14 protein-coding genes and 1 other RNA gene are annotated in these 18,058 nt (G+C 46.5%); 14 read left to right on the top strand and 1 reads right to left on the bottom strand.

All coding sequences use genetic code 11. The features are described from left to right. Positions 1–25 precede the first annotated feature (25 nt). Positions 26–366: a transfer-messenger RNA gene (gene ssrA, locus FYJ59_RS10735) on the top strand. Positions 367–410: 44 nt separating this feature from the next. Here the strand turns inward: ssrA and FYJ59_RS10730 are convergent. After that, entirely contained in the window at positions 411–809 is a 399-nt protein-coding gene (locus FYJ59_RS10730; RefSeq protein WP_118546761.1) for a type II toxin-antitoxin system HicB family antitoxin, read from the bottom strand. A 425-nt stretch (positions 810–1,234) separates the two neighbouring features. On the opposite strand from FYJ59_RS10730, the gene FYJ59_RS10725 reads away from it, so the two are divergent. From FYJ59_RS10725 to FYJ59_RS10670, 13 genes are all read left to right on the top strand, one after another. Continuing rightward, on the top strand, positions 1,235–2,386 hold the full coding sequence (locus tag FYJ59_RS10725; RefSeq protein ID WP_235898007.1) for a DNA/RNA non-specific endonuclease: 1,152 nt from the start codon (positions 1,235–1,237) through the stop codon (positions 2,384–2,386). A gap of 339 nt (positions 2,387–2,725) precedes the next feature. Then, complete coding sequence (locus FYJ59_RS14155; protein WP_235898006.1) at positions 2,726–3,367, top strand: hypothetical protein; 642 nt, start codon at positions 2,726–2,728, stop codon at positions 3,365–3,367. A 395-nt stretch (positions 3,368–3,762) separates the two neighbouring features. After that, positions 3,763–6,612, top strand: a complete 2,850-nt coding sequence (locus FYJ59_RS10720) for a glycosyl hydrolase 53 family protein (RefSeq protein WP_235898011.1) — start codon at positions 3,763–3,765, stop codon at positions 6,610–6,612. Between the two features lie 277 nt (positions 6,613–6,889). Continuing rightward, the gene (locus tag FYJ59_RS10715) at positions 6,890–7,480 is read left to right on the top strand and encodes a tyrosine-type recombinase/integrase (protein ID WP_154496982.1); all 591 of its coding nucleotides are present in this window, start codon (positions 6,890–6,892) and stop codon (positions 7,478–7,480) included. A 102-nt stretch (positions 7,481–7,582) separates the two neighbouring features. Next, positions 7,583–7,840 (top strand): carbon storage regulator, encoded by a 258-nt coding sequence (locus FYJ59_RS10710; protein WP_022154999.1) that lies wholly within the window; start codon positions 7,583–7,585, stop codon positions 7,838–7,840. 126 nt (positions 7,841–7,966) lie between these two features. After that, complete coding sequence (locus FYJ59_RS10705) at positions 7,967–9,268, top strand: flagellin N-terminal helical domain-containing protein (protein WP_154496980.1); 1,302 nt, start codon at positions 7,967–7,969, stop codon at positions 9,266–9,268. Positions 9,269–9,606: 338 nt separating this feature from the next. Continuing rightward, a complete protein-coding gene (bsh, locus tag FYJ59_RS10700; protein WP_154497197.1) occupies positions 9,607–10,608 on the top strand; it encodes a choloylglycine hydrolase in 1,002 nt (333 codons plus the stop codon). Then, complete coding sequence (locus tag FYJ59_RS10695) at positions 10,609–11,214, top strand: hypothetical protein (RefSeq protein WP_154496978.1); 606 nt, start codon at positions 10,609–10,611, stop codon at positions 11,212–11,214. Between the two features lie 48 nt (positions 11,215–11,262). Continuing rightward, on the top strand, positions 11,263–11,946 hold the full coding sequence (locus FYJ59_RS10690; protein ID WP_118546754.1) for a response regulator transcription factor: 684 nt from the start codon (positions 11,263–11,265) through the stop codon (positions 11,944–11,946). Next, positions 11,930–13,426 (top strand): sensor histidine kinase, encoded by a 1,497-nt coding sequence (locus FYJ59_RS10685; RefSeq protein WP_154496976.1) that lies wholly within the window; start codon positions 11,930–11,932, stop codon positions 13,424–13,426. Before FYJ59_RS10690 ends, FYJ59_RS10685 begins: the two co-directional genes overlap by 17 nt. A gap of 25 nt (positions 13,427–13,451) precedes the next feature. After that, on the top strand, positions 13,452–14,735 hold the full coding sequence (gene hflX / locus FYJ59_RS10680) for a GTPase HflX (RefSeq protein WP_205839523.1): 1,284 nt from the start codon (positions 13,452–13,454) through the stop codon (positions 14,733–14,735). Positions 14,736–14,761: 26 nt separating this feature from the next. Beyond that, positions 14,762–16,939, top strand: coding sequence for a PT domain-containing protein (locus tag FYJ59_RS10675; protein WP_205839522.1), 2,178 nt, complete (start codon positions 14,762–14,764; stop codon positions 16,937–16,939). 35 nt (positions 16,940–16,974) lie between these two features. Then, positions 16,975–17,721, top strand: a complete 747-nt coding sequence (locus FYJ59_RS10670) for a hypothetical protein (RefSeq protein WP_154496971.1) — start codon at positions 16,975–16,977, stop codon at positions 17,719–17,721. Positions 17,722–18,058: the final 337 nt, after the last annotated feature.

Genomic DNA, 18,058 nt, shown 5'->3' with positions numbered 1-18,058 from the left:
TATACTTGGTCTGACAATTGAATAAGGGGTAGTAAAGGTTTCGACAGGGGTTTTGCAGCTGGAGAAGCGAGTCGCATGGTAATGCGTTAAATGGCCAAATTAAAATTAAACGCTAACGATAATTTAGCATACGCTGCCTAATGGCAGCAGTCGGCCCTAGGGCACTCACACCTTAGGATCCCGGCTTCAAACATGTGAGAAACGACATATGCAAAGCTTTGCGCATATGGGCGTAACATGAAGCTACTGAAATGCTCAGGGTGTTTATTCCCGGGGCGCGGAGGGAATGTCAAAGAATAAACTACACTCGTAGAAGGACAGGGAATAGGCTTTTGGACACGGGTTCGACTCCCGTCTACTCCATAGAAAAAGTGCCGTTTTTGCGGCACTTTTTATTTTTCGTGTGTGCATTATTGAGGACTGATTCGCTGCAAAAGAGCATCCTGCAATACTTGTGAAAAGTTAATATTCATTGCAACAGCAGCTTCATTCAGCCATTCGGGAATGGTCAATGTTTTTTTAACAGCTTTGTTATTAAAACGTTTGCGATATTCCAGGGTATCGCATGCAACCATACTTAAAAAAGAATCCGCAGTAACTTTGATGTCTGACATTTTGGAGGGCTGTGGAATGGGGCGTTGGTCCTTTTCATATCCATAGAGAATAAGCGCGAGGGCATCTTCAGCCATAAACAGAGCATCAGCCAGTGTGTCGCCGCAGGTATAACAACCTTCCAGATCGGGAAAATATACAGAATAACCTCCATCTGGTTCAGAAGTAAAAATAGCGGGATAAACATATTTAGACATAAGAATCTCCTTTCTAAGAATCCATTCCGGCATCGCGCAAAATAGCAATGGCAGTTCCGTTTTTATTTCCTTTTTGTGTCGAGGAACAGCAAACTGTTTTCCCGTCACAGAGCTATATCAAATATCATGATTGCTTCCGTGGCGGATAAGAGAACAACCATTTTTCTTTAATAGTTTTAGCAGTTCGTTTGTTTTCATTGATATCCTTTCTTAAATTATAATACGTGTAAATACGTGTGTCAATGAGCAGAAAAAAACACCTCAAATAATAAGCCTAAATGTTTAGATGATTGGCATATTATTTGAAGTGTTTTTAGATATTTTTAGCATACTGTTTTTTGAAAAAAATGTCAATGAAAAGAAGAGGTCAGATGAAAAATGTGGTATAATTTCCAAAGAGTTTTACAAGGAGTAATTGACAAGCTATGAAAATGAAACACAACAGACCTCAGAAACGTTTGATAACACAATTGTCATTATGGCTGGCACTGCTATTGGCATTCACCGGCTGTGCGGAAAGCACCGTCACGCCGCAGGACAATACCTATGCGATTGAGCAGCCGGCGACGATTCCCTCCGAATTGCTGGAAGCATCGAAGACTGCAGTATCGGAACTCGAATCCGGACAGCCACTGGAAAGCTCTTCGGATACACAAGAATCGCAGCAGGTCACATCTGCAACAGACGTTCCGGCAGGAGAGGGCACATCAGCATTTTCCCTCCGGGAGATTCCGGCATACTCCGGCACGCCTTATACAGAAGTCAATGGCAACAAACCTTATTTCACAGAAGCGGAGCTGACCACACAGTCCTTCGAAACCTACAGCGAGCTGGACAGCCTGGGGCGCTGTGGCGTGGCATATGCCAACGTGGGACAGGATCTGATGCCGACAGAACCGAGAGGTGAGATCGGAGCCGTGAAGCCTACCGGCTGGCATCTGGTGAAATACAATAACGTGGACGGAAAATACCTATACAATCGCTGCCACCTGATCGCCTATATGCTGGCGGCGGAAAATGCCAACCCGCAGAACCTGATCACAGGAACCAGATATCTCAACGTGCAGGGAATGCTCCCTTTTGAGTCGAAAGTCTGCGATTATGTCAAAAATACAGGGAACCATGTTCTGTACCGCGTCACTCCCATATTTGACGGGGATAACCTGTTATCAGACGGCGTCCTTATGGAAGCTTATTCCGTGGAAGATGCCGGAGAGGGAATCTGTTTCTGTGTATTTGCCTACAATGTGCAGCCGGGGATTGGTATTGACTATGCCACCGGAGATAACTGGGCGGAGGACAGCGGAACCTACCAAAGCACAGCAGCGTCTGTCACGGTAGAGACACCGGCACCACAGCCTGAGACCGACACCACGGTGCAGACCTCACCGGAATCATCGGCACCGCAGGAATCCCGGGAAACCACCTATGTGCTGAATACCAACACCAAGAAATTCCACTATCCCACATGCTCCAGTGTGGATGATATGAAAGAGAAAAATAAACAGATCTACACCGGCAGCAGAGAAGAGGTCATCAATATGGGATACGTTCCCTGCAAACGGTGCAATCCCTAAATCGAAAGTACACAAAAAGAGATATGCGCAACGTATTGCGCATATCTCTTTTTACGTCAGAAGATGGAAGAGAAGATGAAATGGATGGAATATGGATGCACAATTGGACAAAATACACAAAAATAGTTAATGAATATTAGAATTATTGTCAATTTAAAATACAAAATGCACATGTTATAATCCAAACATAGCTGAGCAAACGGTTGCGCAAACAAGTTGCGCACCACAGGGAGGATGCTGAGTGGGATATAGCAGTTCCGGCCGGTGCGGGACACCGGTCGGAAAGGAGAAAGGGAAGGTGCATTATGAAGAAAAAAGACTGGAAGAGAAGTCTGGCATTTGTGTGCAACGGCTCTTATCGCAGGAAGCTTAAGTGAATTCGGACCGTTGACCCGGGTAAAAGCAGAGGAGACGAATCTGTTTACGGACGGTGATATGGGCGATGACGAAATGGGAGACAGCACAGATGCCGCAGACTTTTGGGCGAATCAAAATTGGTATTTTGAAGGAGATACCTGGAATTGCACAAGTCAGGTAAAATATTCTATTTGGGCCAAGCAGGCAGGCGGCTGCGGACTGGAGATCGATTTTGATAAAGCAGATGGAACTGTCTACATGTATCAGGAAATCGGTTCGCTGGAAGCCGGAAGCTATACTGTAACGGGATACATTAAAGATGGCAGTGGAAGTGGCGGCACGATTGCTCTGTACCATGCAACAAAAGACGGCAGTTGGAATGTGTCAGAGAAATCGACACAACTGACGAAAGAATATGCCATGTTCAAAGATGAATTTACGGTGGCAGAAGCTGTCAGCAACTATAAAGTCGGATTCCAGATTGCCAGTAAAAATGGTGCATGGATCTATATCGATACTCTGACACTTACGAAGAAGGCTTCGGATTCAGCACAAGAGACTCCGGCGCCGGTAATAATACTACAACTGTCTGGAACTACTACTCGGCAACGGCACAGAATCTGACAGCTGCTACTACGGTGACAGCATCCGATGCCGGTAACTATAAAGCATCTTTCCTGACAGCCGGAGAGGACGTGACCGGAACCATCAGCCTTACAGCCGGAGATAGAAAAGTATCGGCGGATCTGACCGCAGGAGGCTGGGATGTTTATACTCTTGCAGAGACCGATGCATTAACCGTGGAGGCAGGTACGAAGCTCACCATTACCATTTCTCTGGATATTGCAGCAGGCGGCTATCTGAAGATAGATGACATCCTGGTGACGAAAGCAAGTGACACTGAAATTCAGGCTGCAAAGAAAGTAAAAGCAGAAGAATTGCAGAATCTGATCACGGAATATAAAGCATTAAACGAGTCAGATTATACTGCTGACAGTTGGAAAACTCTGCAGGAATCCATGACAGCAAGCGAGAACTTCCTGCAGGCACTGAATGGCGATTATACTTCCACAACCGTCACAGAGATCGAAGAGAAGATCACGAATCTGAAAAAAGCGAAAGATGAATTAAAAAGCGCAACTGTAGTAAAAGCCGGAATCAATGTGGAAAAGGTAAACGGACTGACGAGTGATTTCATCGGCGGTGTGGACATCTCATCCTACAGAGCTCTGAAAGACAGCGGTGTAAAATATTATGATTTTGCAGGAAATGAACTGGATGATGCCAGATTTTTCAAGCTGTTAAAAGACAGTGGTATTAACTACGTACGTATCCGTGTATGGAATAACCCTTACGATGCATCCGGTAACGGCTACGGCGGTGGCAATAATGACCTGCAGAAAGCGGTGGACATGGGTAAACTGGCTACAGATGCAGGAATGCGTGTCCTGATCGATTTCCACTATTCCGATTTCTGGGCTGATCCTGCCAAGCAGAAGGCACTGAAAGCCTGGGCAGACATGACGATTGCGGAAAAGACAGCAGCAGTAAAAGATTATACGATGAATAGCCTGAACACTTTACTGGATGCAGGCGTCGATGTCGGAATGGTACAGGTCGGTAATGAGACAAACAACGGAATTGCCGGAGAGAGCGGTCTGGAGAATGCCAACACCACAGTAATTTTCCGCGCCGGATGTGAAGCAATCCAACAGGTGGAGCAGGATCGGAACAAAGAAATCAAGGCAGTAGTGCATTTCGCAAATCCTGAGAAACAAAATTATATGACTTACGCTAAAGCATTGGCCGATGCCGGTGTGGAGTATGATGTATTCGCCTCTTCCTATTATCCTTACTGGCATGGAACCCTGGATAACCTTAAGAACCAGTTAAATGAGATTACGGAAAAATATGGAAAAGAAGTCATGGTAGCGGAGACCTCCTGGGCGACCGGCTTAGAGGACAGTGACGGTCATGCAAACACCGTCCGCGAAGGCAATAACGATGCAGGCATGGATTATGATTTCAGCATCTACGGACAGGCGAAGGAACTGCGTGAGGTGATCAATGCCGTCTCAGAAATGGACAAAGGTATCGGCGTATTCTATTGGGAGCCTGCATGGATTCCTGTAAAGGTATACGATGAAAACGCAGAGAATGCTGCGAATGTGTTGACAGAAAATAAGGCAGCCTGGGAAAAATATGGTTCCGGCTGGGCAGCTTCCTATGCGAAAGAATATGATGCCGAGGATGCCGGAAAATGGTACGGCGGATCCGCAATAGACAATCAGGCATTGTTTGATGCCTCTGGCCATCCCCTGGAAACCTTAAAGATATTCAGTTATGTAAAAACAGGTGCAGAGACGGCTAAAAAAATCAGCACTGTTAAAAATGCAGATGCAATCGAGATAGAATTAGGAAGTACCTTTACTTTACCGGAGACTGTAAAAGTTACCTGTTCAGATTACACTTCCGGAGCAGAAAACGTAACCTGGAACGCACAGGATGTTGCCGCAGTCAACACCAACGCAGCAGGAAAATATACTGTGAACGGAACAGTATCTCTGGAAGGAGAGACCTATCAGACAAAATGCGTGATCACCGTGAATCCGCAGAACCTTCTGACCAATCCCCGGTTTGAGGATGGAGAGAACGCATGGATATTAAGCGGAACCGGTATTAAAGTCCTGATGGATGGCAAGGACTCCAAAGATGGAAACGGATATCTGCATTTCTACAATGACAGTGATTTTACCTATGATGTAACACAGACAATTACGCTGGATGCAGGAATTTATCGGTTCGGAGGATATCTTCAGGGTGGTGGAAACTTAGCAGCAGACAGCTACGAGGTCTATGTCTCCGTAGATGGTAAGCCACAGACAGCACAAGGCGAATTAAACGGCTGGAAGAACTGGAGCAATCCGGAGGTACAGAATATCAAGATCACTAAGGATGGAACAAAAGTTACGGTAGGAATCCGGGCAACTGCATCTGCCGGAGCCTGGGGATCCTGGGACGATATGTACCTGAACAAAACCGGAGAAGTTACCCCGGCACCCGTAGTTACCCCGCAGCCGACCGCAACCCTGACACCTGCAACAGCACCGGAAACAGAGAGCAGCTCTGCGGACAAGGATACATCTGCACCGGTACAGACAGTAGACTGGAATACCGTGACTTCCAACGTACAGGCAAAGATCGCGGAAGTGACACAGAATCCGAATATTAACAGCGTGAACATGAATATCGTATGCTCCGGAGAGACCAGACTCCCTGCCGCAGTGCTGGGAAGCATCAAAGGCTTGGACATGACACTGGCACTTCATAGCGGCAACGGTGTGACGGTCAGCATCAGCGGACAGGATCTGAAAGGTACAGCCCTGAATGCATTACAGAACATTGATCTCACCGTGGACAGCAAAGCCCGGAATATCCCGGCAGCTGTGGCGGCATCCAAGAAGGCAGAAGCTACAAAACAGCTGTCTGTAAAAGATACCGGAGCATTTCCGGTAACTGTGAACATTCATGTGAATGTCGGAGCAGAAAACAGCGGAAAATACGCAAATCTTTATCGCTATAATGCCGAGAAGAAACAACTGGAATATTGTGGCTCCTTCCCCGTGACCAGGAATGGTCAGTCCGTGTTCGCTCTAAAGCAGGGCGGTGATTACATGGTAACGGTAACCGCGGCACAACCGAAGGAGACCGTATATTTTAACAGTGGCGATTATGCAGTGAAAGCAGGAGATACCCTGTCTGCCATTGCCAAACGCAACCATATGTCATTGGCGGAACTGAAAGCCAAAAACCCGCAGATCAAGGATTTACATAAGATCCGCGTGGGACAGAAATTGAATCTGAATTAAAAAATAGAATGGGACTCCAAAGCTGATTTGGGGTTCCATTTTTGAATTAATAGATGCATGTGTAAATAAAAAAGGTAACACAATTGATATTGTGTTACCTTTTTGCTTCCACATAGTATATCGGTACGCTCGCAGAAAACTTAACCCCTTTTTTGAAAAAAATTGAACCCCTCATTTGCCAAAGTAAATGCAGCCCCAGAAAGTATATGTTATAGTTCACAGATATATAAAAAACGCTGGTTTTATGCGGCCTACACTAATTTCTAGGAGGAATCAGATGAATACAGCACAACCAATTCGTAACCTGGAGGATCTGAAAAATTTTAAAAACTACTATAAGGAAATCCACCCCAATGCCAGGAACCAATTGTTAGTGATCCTGGGCTTGAATACTGCACTGAGGATTTCGGATCTGCTTACTCTGCGGTGGGAAGATGTTTATAACTTTTCTCAAAACAGATGGCAGGAGCATATTGAGATCATTGAGCAGAAGACGGGAAAGACCTCCTGCATCTATATCAATCATAATATTCACGCATGTCTTCAAAATTATCAGGCACAGCTTCAAAAGGAGCAAAAACCTATTCAGCCAGAGAAGTATCTTTTTCCCCACAGTAATAAAAACGAACCTATCAGCCGGGTACAGGCTTTTCGCATCATCAAAAAGGTGGCAGCTTATTACAATATCCCCGGCGTGATCTGTTGTCATTCCCTTCGTAAAACCTTCGTATATCATGCCTGGCGACAGGGCGTACAGCCGGCAATGTTGGTCAGCATCTATAATCATTCGTCTTATGAAGTGACCAAACGCTATCTTGGCATTGAGCAGGAAGACCGGGACAGGATTTTCCAGGAAATTCAGCTCTGATCAGTAGAAAGGTAACACAATATCAAGTTTGTTACATTTATGATCAGTATTTCCGAAAAACAGTAAATTATAAGGAAATAAACGATTCAAGGAGGAATGGCTATGCTGAGATTATCGGTGAGAGATGAAGAGTTTCTGATGATCGGAGACGATGTGAAGATTGTATTTCTGGGAAGCAGCGGCGGACAGACACGTATCATGATCGACGCTCCCAAGGATGTGAACATCGTACGAAGCAAGGCCATTGAAAAACGGATTCAGGATCCGGAACTTCTGGCGACGATCCCGAAGTATTACAAGAATCCGGAAGGCACCGCCAAGAAGAAAAAATCCAACGTCGTGATCGTACAGAACAAATAACTTTAGATACTGTGGGACAAAAGCTTGCTAACAATGCGGAATCCTAGGGCCGCAGTAACTATTAACCACACACCGCAGATAAACGGATGTATCTGCAACACTTTTTACACATGGAGGTAAATTATTATGGTAGTACAACACAACTTAACAGCAATGAACTCTAACAGAATGTTAGGATTAACCACCGCTTCTCAGGCAAAGTCCACCGAGAAACTGTCTTCCGGTTACAAGATCAACCGTGCAGCTGATGATGCAGCAGGCCTGTCCATCAGTGAGAAGATGAGAAAGCAGATCAGAGGTCTGACACAGGCTTCTACCAATGCGCAGGACGGTATCAGTGCAGTACAGACCGCTGAAGGTGCGCTGAACGAAGTTCAGGATATGTTACAAAGAATGAACGAGCTGGCTGTAAAGTCTGCAAACGGAACCAATTCCGAGACCGATAGAAGTTACATCCAGAACGAGATCGATCAGCTGACTACTGAGATTGATCGTGTATCTGAGACCACAAAGTTCAACGAGACCTATCTGTTGAAGGGCGACAAGACTGCAAAACCTGCTAATACTTTTGCTTATCACGTAACAACAGTACAGGCAGGTCAAACTTTGACTCCGGCAAGTGCAACTGGAGCTGGCGGAAAAACTTTATATAAATCAGCAAATACCGCTGCAACAGATGATGAAATACTGAATGCTTATAATCCTCAAACAGGCGTTGTAACAGGTTTGTTTACAGATGCGACTGCGACTACGGCTGCGACAAAAGATGATATTGACTATACTGCAGAAGTAAAAGCAACCGCGGACAGCAAGACCCAGGATATTCAGTACTATGATGCAGATGGTAATAAGATTGCAGCAAATGCATTAACTGATTATTTTGAGATTAAAGATGGAGCTACTGCCGTAACGCTGAAAGATGGAGCAAAGCTGTACGATAAGAACGGCGCAGCTATCTCAAAAACAGATGCAGAGCAGGCAGTTACCGCTGGTAAAATTACGACAGGTACAGTTACTGGAGCATTGGAGTTAAAACTTCACGTTGGTGCGGATGCAACTGACAACAATCAGATTTCTATCAACATCGATGCTATGAGCGCTGACGGTCTTGGTGTTGCAGGCTTAAAGGTTGACGGTTCCGATGATACCAATGCCCGTGATGCAATCGACACCATCAAGGCTGCTATTCAGAAGGTATCTACTCAGAGATCTGCACTCGGTGCAGCCCAGAACCGTCTTGAGCACACCATCAACAACCTGGACAACGTAGTTGAGAATACCACCAGCGCAGAGAGCCAGATCCGTGATACCGATATGGCTACTGAGATGGTTAAGTACTCCAACAACAACATCCTGGCTCAGGCAGGTCAGGCTATGTTGGCTCAGGCTAACCAGTCCAACCAGGGTGTACTGTCTCTGTTACAGTAATTTTAACCACAGTTTGATCCAAAACATTATTACAATTAGTTGTGTAAAAACTAACATAAAAAGGTTCCGCCGGAGGATTCCGGTGGAACCTTTTTGAGTGCAGACCAGTCAGAAACGAAAACATTAAAAAAGCAACCGCCCCGACCAAGGTTGTAGGTTGCTTTTTTAGAACCATAAACTGAGGCGAACCGTTGCTGTACGGTAGCACTCTTTTTGTCCCTTAATACTAACACTTTTTTTACGATGCGTCAACGTTTTTCGCATACTTGCAATCATTCTGCAAATGCTATAGACTAAGAGTAATCTACATTGATTTGAAAACAGTAAAGGAGATCACTATGTGCACAGCAGCAACTTATAGATCGCAGGATTTTTATTTTGGCAGAACTTTTGATTATGAATTTAATTATGGAGAAGAAGTGGTGGTGACACCGCGTAATTACTCTTTTCAGTTACGGCATCAGAATGCACTGACTGAGCATTATGCCATGATCGGTATCGCTCATATGGTAGGGGATTATCCGCTGTATTATGATGCGGTCAATGAGAAGGGTCTGGGCATGGCAGGCCTTAATTTCGCGGGCAACGCCGTATATTGTAAGCCCAAGGAGGGCAGAGACAATATCGCACAGTTCGAGTTCATTCCCTGGATTCTGGGACAGTGTGCTACGGTGCAGGAAGCCCGGACGCTGTTAGCCCACATCAATCTGGTGGATACGCAGTTCAGTGAGCAGTTTCCGACATCACAGCTGCACTGGATCCTGGCAGACAGAGACGAGGCGATCACGATAGAGGCAACCCGGGAGGGACTGAACATCTATGACAATCCCGTAGGAGTATTGACGAACAATCCTCCCTTTGACAAGCAGCTGTTCCGGTTGAATGATTACAGCTATCTGTCTCCGGACCAGCCGGTGAACCATTTTTCAGAGCAGCTTCAGCTGCAGCCGTACAGCCGTGGCATGGGAGCTATGGGGCTGCCCGGCGATCTGTCCTCTGCCTCCCGTTTTGTCCGGGTGGCTTTTACGAAAATGAATTCTGTATCGGGGACCTCGGAGTCTGAAAGCGTCAGTCAGTTTTTCCATATCTTAGGAAGTGTGGCTCAGACGAGAGGGTGCTGCCGTCTGGAAAACGGTAAGTATGAGATCACCATTTATACTTCCTGCTGCAATGCAGACAGGGGGATTTATTATTACACTACCTATGAGAACCACCAGATCACAGCTGTAGATATGTACCGGGAGAACCTGGATGGGGAGATTCCCGTGCATTATCCCCTGGTGCAGGGAGAGCATATCTTACTGCAGAATGCGGCAGATACAACGGAGGAAAAACTGTAAATGGATGTAGAACAGAGAGAACATGTAGTGTCCGGCTTCGCCTTCTATTCCGAGAAGGATGCCGGACTTGCGGAGCAGGAACGGCAGAAGATCGCCTATCTGGATAAGCACATTGATCATGCGGATATTCAGTCGGTTCTTGCCATTTATAAAAAAGCGCTGGAAGACCGGGTGTTCCGCACCCCGGTAGGACTGGAGTACCTCAGGGAGCTGCAGGGAGAGCTGCGCGCCCGGGAAGAAGAACTGGGGGAGGAAGTACCTCCGATCCCTCTGTGGACGAGCTTTGCTGATGTCAGGACGAAGACGTCCCCTGCCAGAAGACGGATCCAGCCGATGCCGGAAGACGGGGGCAAAAAGGTGGGTCTTTGCCTGTCGGTGATCATGAATATCGTGATGCTCGTGGCAATCATTGCCATGTTTGTGATCACATTGAATTCCGACCAACCCAATATCCTGAATTACGAACGGAATCTTCAGAATAAATACGCATCCTGGGAACAGGAACTGACTAGGAGAGAGCAGACAGTGCGGGAAAAAGAGAGAGAATTACATATAGAAAATACAGGCAATACAGGAAATACGGAGACCGAAGTTTCACAGAATTGACATATTTCCGCGCTATACTATGTCTACAACAGAAAGGTGAGGGTATGTATGGACAGACTGAAAATACTGGTAGTAGATGATGAGAGCAGGATGCGTAAGCTGGTCCGGGATTTCCTGGTGAAGAGTAATTTTGAGGTGCTGGAGGCCGGAGACGGCGAGGAGGCACTGGATATTTTTTATAAGGATAAGGATATTGCACTGATCATTCTGGATGTCATGATGCCGAAAATGGATGGTTGGCAGGTATGCCGGGAGATCCGTGTGAACTCCAAAGTTCCTATTATTATGCTGACAGCCCGCGGAGATGAGAGAGACGAGCTGCAGGGGTTTCAGCTGGGAGTGGACGAGTATATTTCTAAGCCCTTCAGCCCCAAGATCCTGGTGGCGCGGGTGGAAGCGATCCTGCGCCGGACGAACCAGCTGGGGCAGGATGAAGCACTGACCTGCGGCGGGATCACTGTGGATAAGACAGCACACCGCGTGATCATAGACGGCAAAGATGTGGACTTAAGCTATAAAGAATTCGAACTTCTGACCTATTTTATGGAAAATAAGGGAATCGCCCTGTCCAGAGAGAAGATACTGAACAACGTATGGAACTATGATTACTTCGGGGATGCCCGTACCATTGATACCCATGTGAAGAAGCTGCGCAGCAAGCTGGGCGAGGAAGGCAATCTCATCAAGACCATATGGGGAATGGGGTACAAAATGGATGAAACAGCAGAATAAACAGCAGAAGAAAAAAGTGCATTCCATCAGAGGACAGTTCGCCTGGATATTTATCGGGCTGATGATCGGGACGATCCTTTTGTGCCTGCTACTGAATTACATGTTTTTAGGCAGAGTCTATATGCAGAGTAAGCTGGATGTCATTCACGATGCTTATGAGACGATCAAGCAGGCGGCGGAGAGCGACAGCTATGGTTCCGAGGAATTCGCACGTGAACTGGATGATGTGTGCAGAAGCTATAACATGACAGTATGTGTCATGGATGTGAATTCCAACATGAAATATGTATCCATCAACGGCGGTGAGAGACTGGAGAACCGTCTGATCGGCTATGTGTTCGGCTTCAGAACACTTCTGGATAATGAGCGGATCATCGAGAACGGTGATGACTATGTGATCCAGAGAACCGGGCAGGAGAATAAGGAATATTTAGAGATCTACGGAAGGCTGAACACCGGAATTTCTTTTATCATGCAGACACCGCTCTCCAGTATTCAGGAGAGTGCCAGGATCGCCAATCGGTTTTATATGATGATCGGCTGTCTGGGAGCACTGGCGGGTGGTATTATTATCTGGTTTGTCTCCAGACGTGTGACGAAGCCGATCCTGGAGCTGAACGATATCTCACAGCGGATGGTACAGCTGGATTTTGAAGCAAAATATCAGGGCAGGGCTCATAATGAGATTGATCTGCTGGGTGAGAACATTAATAAACTGTCCGATTCACTGGAACAGACGATTTCAGAACTGAAGACTGCGAATAATGAGCTGCAGCGGGATGTGGAGAAAAAGGAAGCTATCGATGAAATGCGTAAGGAGTTCCTGGCGAATGTCTCCCATGAACTGAAAACTCCCATCGCTCTGATCCAGGGCTATGCGGAAGGACTGCAGGAGGGCGTCAATGATGATCCCGAGAGCAGACAGTTCTACTGTGATGTCATCGTGGATGAAGCGGCGAAGATGAACAACATGGTGAAAAAGCTTCTGACGCTGAACCAGTTGGAATTCGGCAACGATGTGGTGACTATGGAGCGTTTCGACATTACGGCACTGGTGAAGAATTATATCCAGTCGGCGGCAATTCTGACCAAACAGAACGATATCACGGTGCGGATGGAAGAGTATCCTCCCATCTATGCCTGGGCGGATGAATTTAAAATAGAAGAAGTATTTATGAACTTTTTCTCCAACGCGGTGAATCACTGCGAGGGTGAGAAGATCATCGATGTCAAAATGGAACAGAAGGATGGCAGGGTGCGCGTATCGGTATTCAATACCGGCAAGCCGATCCCGGAGGATTCTATCGGCCATATCTGGGAGAAATTTTATAAAGTAGATAAAGCCAGAACCAGAGAATACGGCGGCAGCGGTGTGGGACTGTCCATCGTGAAGGCAATCATGGATTCCATGAACCAGCCTTACGGTGTGATTAATTACACCAACGGTGTGGAATTCTGGTTTGAATTAGAGACAAAATAATGATTTTAAAAGGATATATTTTTATATGAGGGAAGAACAGATGCAGGAGGCACCGGTAAAGGTGCTGTTAGTCGGTGTGGACATCGGGGAAGAAACGGATTTTGAGCATTCCATGGAAGAACTGGCAAGTCTGGCAGAAGCCGCGGAGAAAGAAGTCGTGGGTCAGATCGTACAACGGCTGGACCATGTGAACAAAGCATTGTATATCGGAACGGGCAAGGTGGATGATGTACGCAGACTGGCGGAGGAGAGAGGCGCACAGGAGGTCGTATTTGACAATTCCCTGACACCCTCGCAGGTACGTAACCTGGGCAAGGAGCTGGAGCTTACCGTTATTGATCGTACGAATCTGATCCTTGACATATTTGCCATACGTGCACAGACCAGAGAAGCCAAACTGCAGGTGGAGACAGCGAGACTGCAATATATGCTTCCGAGACTGGTGGGCATGTACGATGCACTGAGCCGTCAGGGCGGCGCAAGCGGCAGTATGAGTAACAAGGGTACCGGTGAGAAGAAGCTGGAGCTGGACAGACGTAAGATCGAACACCGGATCACGGAACTGAAAAAAGAGCTGGAGGATGTCAGCAGGACACGGGATGTGCAGCGCAGGAAAAGACAGCAGTCCCGGACTCCGCAGGTAGCGCTGGTGGGCTATACCAATGCGGGAAAGTCCACAATCCTGAACCGTATGGTAGAGCAGTTCGGAGAACTCCCGGAGAAAACAGTCATGGAAAAAGATATGCTGTTCGCCACATTGGAGACCAGCGTCCGCAGTATAGATACGGGGCATAATAAGCCATTTTTCCTGACGGATACGGTTGGGTTCATTCATAAGCTGCCTCACGGTCTGGTAAAGGCATTCCGCTCGACCCTGGAAGAGGTAAAATACGCAGATCTGCTGGTCCAGGTGGTGGATTTTTCCGATGAAAATTACAGACAGCAGATGCAGGTCACTGCCGATACTCTGAAGGAACTGGGAGCAGGTGACATTCCGCAGATCGTGGTGTATAATAAAGCAGACAAATGCGGCATGGAACCGCTGCCGCAGAAGAGACAGGAGCACTGGTATCTCGCCGCGGGGCAGAATACCGGTATCCGTGAACTGGCAGAAGCCATTGAGCAGCAGGTCTATGCGGATAATGTGGATTGTACTTTCCTGATCCCGTACAGCGCGGGGAATGTAGCTTCCTATCTTATGGAAGAGGCGCAGGTTTTTTCTACGGAGTATAGGGAAGACGGTATTTTGATCCATGCGGACTGCCACAGGCAGGACATGGAGAGATACAAAGATTACGTGGTGCATTAGATTATGCAATGCGGGGAGGATATTATATGGAACAGAATACACAGCAGGACAGAGCAAAGCTTTTGGAACAGCAGGCAAGGGAATACCTGATGCGTTCCAATGATCCGATTTTTACACAGTATGTACAGCAGTTGATTCCCAGAATACAGAAGCAGCCCCAGTATGTGGAGCAGTTACAGGCAGAGCTGGATAAAAGCGTGGAATACTGGCATCAGAGACAGCAACTGAATGCGGCAAGAGCAGAAAACGCTACCGCAGGGCAGGTACAGGAGACTGCACAGCCTCCCACGCAGGAGCCCATGCAGAAACAGCCGGCAGGACAGTTCACTGGGCAACCGGCAGAACAGGTTACTGCACAATCGTCAGGGCAGTTTTCCGCACAACCGGCGACAGAGACTGTAGTACAGGGGACGAAGAAAAAGCAGAATGCGGAATATCTCATTGGAACCATAGCTCTGTCGGTGGTGGGAGGCGTATTTATCCTGACAGCCCTGGTGCTGATGGGAATGTATTTCATGAACGGATGGATCAAGGGAATCTCTCTCTATGTGGTATCCCTGGGCGTAGTGCTGCTGGCAGAGCTGTTGATCCGGAGAAGATTACCGAAGCTAGCACAGATATTTTCGGCAATCGGCATGGCGGCATTGTACCTGTCCACCATGATCAATACGCTGTCCTTACATAATTTCGGGATGCTTCCCGCAGCATTGATCATTGGTGTGATCACCGTAGGCACGGTATTGTTGAGCCGGAAACGGGATTCGCTGATCCACAGACTGCTGGGAATTGCTTCCTGCTGGCTCTGTGCTTACCCACTATCCATGTCCTCCGGGTTATCGATGGCGGAGGTCCTGATGGTAATGGGATTGATCCTGACTCTGAGTATATTGTGCGCCTGTGTACCGGTGCACAGATTCCATACAGCATCACAGCTGATCCTGCTTGCCAGTACCACAGTGCTGTTTCCGACGGCTGTAGGCTGTATTGTGTGGACACAGGGCATGTCGGTTGGTGTTGCGGTTGTAGCTTATAGTGTGTTTTTCCTGATAGCACATCTGGTACTTGTCGTACAGAGCCGTTATGCGCAAATAGAAAAGCAGACCGGACGTGTGGTGAAAAGTGGAGGATTGCTTGCTATTTACATTGCATTTATTCTGGTATCCGGAATTATGACGGGTGCCGGTATGGATGATTATTGGAGAGCAGCAGAGACGGATGGATATATTGGCATTTTTGCCCTGACCGGAATAGCATTTGTTATCACAATACTGACTGTGATTGCTATGCGGAAGGCGGAAAAGGGATGGCAGAAATGGCTTTCCTGCTATTTCTTCAGTTTCGTGATTTCCTGTGGATTTTCAGTAATAGAGAATGATTGGGGGATCGTGATCTGTGCTACGGTATTGCTGATAGCAGTAAAAGTACTGTCACGCCTGGCAAAAGGGGGCCTTGCGGCACTGGATGCCATCCTTACTACGGTATATTGTATCCTGCTTCTGATGAACGGGAAGGAGATTCCCTATGCTTATGTGCTTTTGGCAGGAACGATCCTCAGTATGTTCCTTGTGCATGAATGGAGTACCTACCAGGAGATCGTGCTGACTTTTTCACTGGCATTTTTTGCTCTGTCGCATTTGATGCCTATGATAAAACTGCCGGCATTTTCCGGAATTCTCTTCGTGAGCATTCTGCTGTTCAATAATGTGAATTGTATGCGGGACAAGGGAATCCTCGTATTTAATGTATCCGTCCTGATCGGACAGATCGGAGCACTGATCGCTCTGGCAAATCCGATCTATCGGAATTCCTACATTACTTATTTATGTATGTTTGTTTTTGTACTGGCTTATCTAGTGCTGACCCTGCAGGAAAAATATTATAAGAATTTTAAACACAGAGAATTGATCATCGTGATATTCCTGACCTATATGGCACTGATTGTCAAGACGAATATCCCTGTGATCAACAGCATTCTGATCATGCTGATCGCACTGGTAAGCGTGACTGCCGGTTTCGTGAAAAAGGATAAGCCCGTCAGAATCTATGGCTTAGTGCTTTCTCTATGTACTTGTGGTAAAATAGCTTTATATGATTACTGGGGCGCACCGATCCTGCAGAAGACCATACTTTTCTTCGTGGTAGGCGTAATTGCTCTTGTAATTGCCGGAATCTATATTATACTGGAAAAGAAATGCAATGAGTGATGCAACGGACAGGAAGGAAGAAAAGGAATAAAATTATGACAGGGCGTAATAAAAACATGGTGTGCGGAGCCTTATTATGTGCAATGATGTTATCCATGACAGCCTGCGGCAACGAGATTCCGGATATGACGGAAGAGGAATCCCAGCGGATTGGAGAATATGCGGCAGTGACACTGTTAAAATACGATGCCAATAATCGCAGCCGCCTGGTAGATCCCGAAGTGGTGATCGCCAAATTGGAAAAGGAAGCGGCAAAGGAAACAACAAAAGCATCACAGGAAGAGGGAAAAGCGGAAGAGACGGGTAGCACCGGTACCACGGAAGTGACGATGCCCACGGCGCAGGAAGAGATTACTGCCAGTATGGAAGATTTTTTTGGTCTGCCGGAAGGTGTCAGCATTACCTATGAGGATTATATGGTAGCAGATTCTTACCCTGAGGACGGGGCTGCGGATGACTATTTTGCGCTGGACGCATCCATGGGGAAGAAATTGCTGGTACTCAGATTTCATCTGACGAATGGAACAGAGCAGGAAGAGACGATCGATCTGCTGAATACGAACTCCAGATATATTATTACAGTGAATGACAGCATCAGAGCAAATGCGCTGACTACCATGCTGCCGAATGACATGTCTACCTATGCGGAGACACTGGAACCCGGACAGACACAGGAACTGGTATTATTACTGGAAGTAAACGAAGATGTGGCAGGTGCTGTACAGACGATAGCACTTCATCTTAAAAATGCATCAAATGAATATACAATTCAACTATTGTAGATATTTTTTGAAAAAAATAAAAAACAGTGTTGACAAGTGGAAGATAGGGTGATATACTTAGTTTCGTTGTTGCGGCAGTGCCAAGACAACGAAACAGCTTCCGATAAGACTTAAAAAGTTTTTGAAAAAGTTGTTGACAGATACCGATAAGGTATAATAAGATAAAAAATGTCGCGAAAAACAAAAGCTTTTCAAGACAAAAAAGTTTTTAAAAAGTTGTTGACAAACGAAAGCGGTCATGATAAGATATCAGAGTTGCCGCTGAGAACAACAGCAACGAAGAATCACTGATCTTTGACAAATAAACAGTAATGCAACCCTGAAAATTCCAAGATTT

This window comes from Waltera intestinalis (assembly GCF_009695995.1).
In the GTDB taxonomy this organism is placed as follows: Bacteria; Bacillota; Clostridia; order Lachnospirales; family Lachnospiraceae; genus Acetatifactor; species Acetatifactor intestinalis.
This window is presented reverse-complemented; position numbering and strand designations above follow the sequence as displayed.

Excerpts from the sequence above, each read along its gene's own strand:
- FYJ59_RS10730 (WP_118546761.1), bottom strand. The coding sequence starts at position 809 with ATGTCTAAATATGTTTATCCCGCTATTTTTACTTCTGAACCAGATGGA.
- FYJ59_RS10725 (WP_235898007.1), top strand. The coding sequence starts at position 1,235 with ATGAAAATGAAACACAACAGACCTCAGAAACGTTTGATAACACAATTG.
- FYJ59_RS10720 (WP_235898011.1), top strand. The coding sequence starts at position 3,763 with ATGACAGCAAGCGAGAACTTCCTGCAGGCACTGAATGGCGATTATACT.
- FYJ59_RS10715 (WP_154496982.1), top strand. The coding sequence starts at position 6,890 with ATGAATACAGCACAACCAATTCGTAACCTGGAGGATCTGAAAAATTTT.
- FYJ59_RS10710 (WP_022154999.1), top strand. The coding sequence starts at position 7,583 with ATGCTGAGATTATCGGTGAGAGATGAAGAGTTTCTGATGATCGGAGAC.
- FYJ59_RS10705 (WP_154496980.1), top strand. The coding sequence starts at position 7,967 with ATGGTAGTACAACACAACTTAACAGCAATGAACTCTAACAGAATGTTA.
- bsh (WP_154497197.1), top strand. The coding sequence starts at position 9,607 with ATGTGCACAGCAGCAACTTATAGATCGCAGGATTTTTATTTTGGCAGA.
- FYJ59_RS10695 (WP_154496978.1), top strand. The coding sequence starts at position 10,609 with ATGGATGTAGAACAGAGAGAACATGTAGTGTCCGGCTTCGCCTTCTAT.
- FYJ59_RS10690 (WP_118546754.1), top strand. The coding sequence starts at position 11,263 with ATGGACAGACTGAAAATACTGGTAGTAGATGATGAGAGCAGGATGCGT.
- FYJ59_RS10685 (WP_154496976.1), top strand. The coding sequence starts at position 11,930 with ATGAAACAGCAGAATAAACAGCAGAAGAAAAAAGTGCATTCCATCAGA.
- hflX (WP_205839523.1), top strand. The coding sequence starts at position 13,452 with ATGAGGGAAGAACAGATGCAGGAGGCACCGGTAAAGGTGCTGTTAGTC.
- FYJ59_RS10675 (WP_205839522.1), top strand. The coding sequence starts at position 14,762 with ATGGAACAGAATACACAGCAGGACAGAGCAAAGCTTTTGGAACAGCAG.
- FYJ59_RS10670 (WP_154496971.1), top strand. The coding sequence starts at position 16,975 with ATGACAGGGCGTAATAAAAACATGGTGTGCGGAGCCTTATTATGTGCA.